3 protein-coding genes are annotated in these 3,100 nt (G+C 45.9%); 1 reads left to right on the top strand and 2 read right to left on the bottom strand.

Annotated elements, in window-relative coordinates; translation table 11 throughout:
* Positions 1-104 precede the first annotated feature (104 nt).
* Positions 105-1,046 carry a hypothetical protein gene (locus Q0986_RS19510; protein WP_299414614.1) on the bottom strand — a complete coding sequence of 314 codons (942 nt, stop codon included), beginning with the start codon at positions 1,044-1,046 and terminating at the stop codon, positions 105-107.
* Positions 1,047-1,709: 663 nt separating this feature from the next.
* Between Q0986_RS19510 and Q0986_RS19505 the strand changes: the two genes are divergently transcribed.
* The gene (locus Q0986_RS19505; protein ID WP_299414612.1) at positions 1,710-2,108 is read left to right on the top strand and encodes a hypothetical protein; all 399 of its coding nucleotides are present in this window, start codon (positions 1,710-1,712) and stop codon (positions 2,106-2,108) included.
* A gap of 117 nt (positions 2,109-2,225) precedes the next feature.
* Here Q0986_RS19505 and Q0986_RS19500 read toward each other — a convergent pair whose 3' ends face one another.
* Positions 2,226-2,936: a hypothetical protein gene (locus tag Q0986_RS19500; protein ID WP_299414610.1), complete on the bottom strand. Its 711-nt coding sequence runs from the start codon at positions 2,934-2,936 to the stop codon at positions 2,226-2,228.
* Positions 2,937-3,100: the final 164 nt, after the last annotated feature.

The following is a 3,100-nucleotide window of genomic DNA, read 5'->3' as shown; positions in this document are numbered from 1 at the left end:
AACGATGGGTTGTATTGCAGCCCCGCATCCGTCCCGAAATGCTGACCAAATAATAACGGTGCAAGGATTAAGCTTTGTAGCATGATGCTGCCCTCCGTCCTTGCTTATGAGTCGGTGAACATCATTGAGGGCTGTTCCAGTCCCCCATACCGCAGGAGAATCACCCCCGTTTTCTGGAAGGTCTTTAGTTTTCTTCTAGGGACAACAGCCTTGATTGCAGCGGGTAAGTCCTGCTCTCCACGCACCCTGGCAATGATGGATTGCCAACGTCTGTAGGTATAGGTGTTGTAGTTGATTTCGCCCTTGAGGTTGGCTTGTTGTAGTCCTTTAGTCAGATGCCAAGCAACTTTGGAGGGGGAAAGCTCGACGGGGGCTTTTGCAGTTTCGGTAGGCTTTGGTTTTGGTGCAGGAACCTCGATGGTCGGGACAGGGACAGGGACTGGATCTAGTTCAGGTGAGGGTGTCTGAGAATCTTCCTTGGGTTGGAATCCATACAGATTCTCAAAGCTTCCCTCGATCACGTATTGGTTGGAAAACGAGACTTGCGGCTCAGTTGGATCCGCTGAAAGCTTCGCCTTGGGAACTGCAATCACTGGATCCTTGGACTTGATTCGCTGTTTGGGCCTTCGGGTGGCAATGACACCTCGGATGATTCCCGTATCAAAGCGATTGGGGCAGGTATAGGCAACTGTAAAGCGCAGTAACTGTCGAGAGGTCGTGAAGACGGTTAGCAGGGTTTGGGGTGCTTTGGGGATACCTCTGAAATTCAGTTGCTCAATCCGTTGGAGATGGATCAGTTGGGCGGGTGATTTGCTGATCTGCCTGGTTTCAAATGAGACATGGACCTGGCTAGGGTCATCAATCTTGGCCCAGGCTACACCCCCAGGCATGTCTAGGAATGAGATGTTGTATCCCTTGCCAGGGCAGACGTTGATGGTAGGGGCAATCCCCTCTGTGGCATCGGCTAGGCTGATACTTTGAACTGCGGCCAGTGCCGACAATGGGGTAAGGATGATTGCTGTTGTGAGGAGTAAGGTTGTCTTCATTGGGTTGACTCCGATGGACCTATGAGAGTCTACGGATTCAACGAATTATCAAGGGTAGAACATTTAGTTATGCGTAATGACTTTTCAGCAATATCGAATAATTTCATGCCTCTAACTAATTGCCAGACTCCAATCCAACACCATTTCACTAACGTTCCATTATTGCTTTGGTCAGACAATAAAATGTATAAACTCTGAAACTATATTTCTTAAACGTTTTGGATATCGCCAGTATTTTAGGAGCGAAATTTACATCATTCCTCAAAAGCTTTAGAAATCAAGATTTTCAATTTACCCTTTCCCCAAGACAGTTTGATGTAATCCACTCATTAGAGCCCTACTTTTTCCATATTTTTCTACTTCTATTCACAATAACTCTACTAAATTACCTATTTACTTCCATAACATTCGATTGAAGTGCCGAACCTTTTTTTATAGGTTCAATTTCATGAGACTACAAGCAAATAACAGAATTTGGCTGAATAAGCATGTCAAATAAGGGCGTTAATGCTTTTTTGTATCAATCAATACTTATTTAGTAGATTCAAGCATTTATTAGGCTTTCACAAGTAGGCACAAGATTTTTTTGGGTTTTGACTCATTGAAAAGTCTTGTTCCCCTTGAATTACACTGAATCCCCATCGCTAATACATGGAGAAAATAATGACTAAATTACAGCTTCCAAAACGGGTAGGGCTGGCTGTTGGCACGATTACAGTATCCAGTATTTTGCAAGTCACCTGTTTCTCTAGTCTTGCTTTAGCTGATATTGAGAACAAGGACATTGACATAAGCCTCAGCGAATCAAAAGTATCCCTTTGTCAGGACAGTCTTCATAAGGGTTCAGGAGAAATTTTTGATTATTCTCAGACTTTTTCAGTGCCTAACAGTCAGCCTGTTACACTAGCAACTTCTCAAAGCACTGGGGTATTTACTGGATTCCAAGCTGCTACATATGCTGAGCAATTAGAACCCAAAGCTGCTGGTGGCTTTGTCTGGTGCGTTCCTTGCCCTTATAACAACAGACCTGGTTGTTGGGCTTTTGTAGGTGATTGCCATTAGTCTCTGCACTTGATTAATGACTGGTTACGAAGAACAAATACTCTGAGTCTTGGATAAATCTATTGTTGAGATGCACCTATCGATGAATGTAGGTTTTTAGCTTATCCAGAACTTAGGTTATCTCACAGAATCAATCGCCGTAATCCGAATCACCGCCCCCGCTTTGAGAATAAAGAACTCTCTCCCCTGGTTCTCTTGCAAGGCCGCTTGATTCCGTTGATTCAAATCTCCGAGTAAAGCATCGGTTCCCCCTTGAACAAGGGCTGCGAGGACATCATTCTCCCCACTCTGAGAAACGCTAGAGGTAAAACTCCCCGATGTCGAGGTAATGGAGGTGGGGCGGTTGATAATATCTGCTCCCGTGGAGGCAGCACCCAGCAGGGTTTTAGCGATAACGGGTAGGATTTTTGAGCCTGCCCCTTTCCGCTTAGCTTCCAGGGGCTTTCCCTTCTCATCCGTAATCGAGGTTTGCCCATTGACCACTACAGCCTGACCCTCGACAACAATATTGGTCAGAGATAGCGCCACTAACTTGGAACTATCCCCTTTGACATCACCCATTGATACAGCCACCTTGGTCCCGGCAGGGATGGATTCACTGCCTTGAGTGACCACCGCTAAAGCCGTGGTTTGCGCTCGGTCTGCACTCCAGAATATGGGAGTTTCCAACTGAGCCAAAATTGTCTCACCGGGACTCATCCACGGCTCACCCCCTTGGTCAAAACTATTGCTGAAGGATTGACCTGAACTTTGATTAGCGTTTCCATAATCCATGCCCCCATAGGTGCCAATGTTGTCAATCGAGGCATAAAGAGCCACTGCATCCATCTCTGAAGTGGGCTGGGCTTGAGGCGTTGAAGGTGTTACATCCCTCTTGAATGGCTTCGGTTGGGTCTCGTTCTAACGGATTCTGGGGTCTCTCAAGAATGACCTTCTCTACGCCCATTCATAGATATGCTGATGGACAAGTTGTTTAGCCAGTTTTCGTGATA

It is taken from the genome of Acaryochloris sp. IP29b_bin.148 (genome assembly GCF_028285565.1).
Classification (GTDB): Bacteria; Cyanobacteriota; Cyanobacteriia; order Thermosynechococcales; family Thermosynechococcaceae; genus Acaryochloris.
The sequence above is the reverse complement of the archived record's forward strand: the minus strand, read 5'-3'. Positions and strand labels throughout refer to the sequence as shown.

Coding starts and splice junctions, on each gene's coding strand:
- Q0986_RS19500 (WP_299414610.1), bottom strand. CDS start 2,936: ATGGATGCAGTGGCTCTTTATGCCTCGATTGACAACATTGGCACCTAT.
- Q0986_RS19510 (WP_299414614.1), bottom strand. CDS start 1,046: ATGAAGACAACCTTACTCCTCACAACAGCAATCATCCTTACCCCATTG.
- Q0986_RS19505 (WP_299414612.1), top strand. CDS start 1,710: ATGACTAAATTACAGCTTCCAAAACGGGTAGGGCTGGCTGTTGGCACG.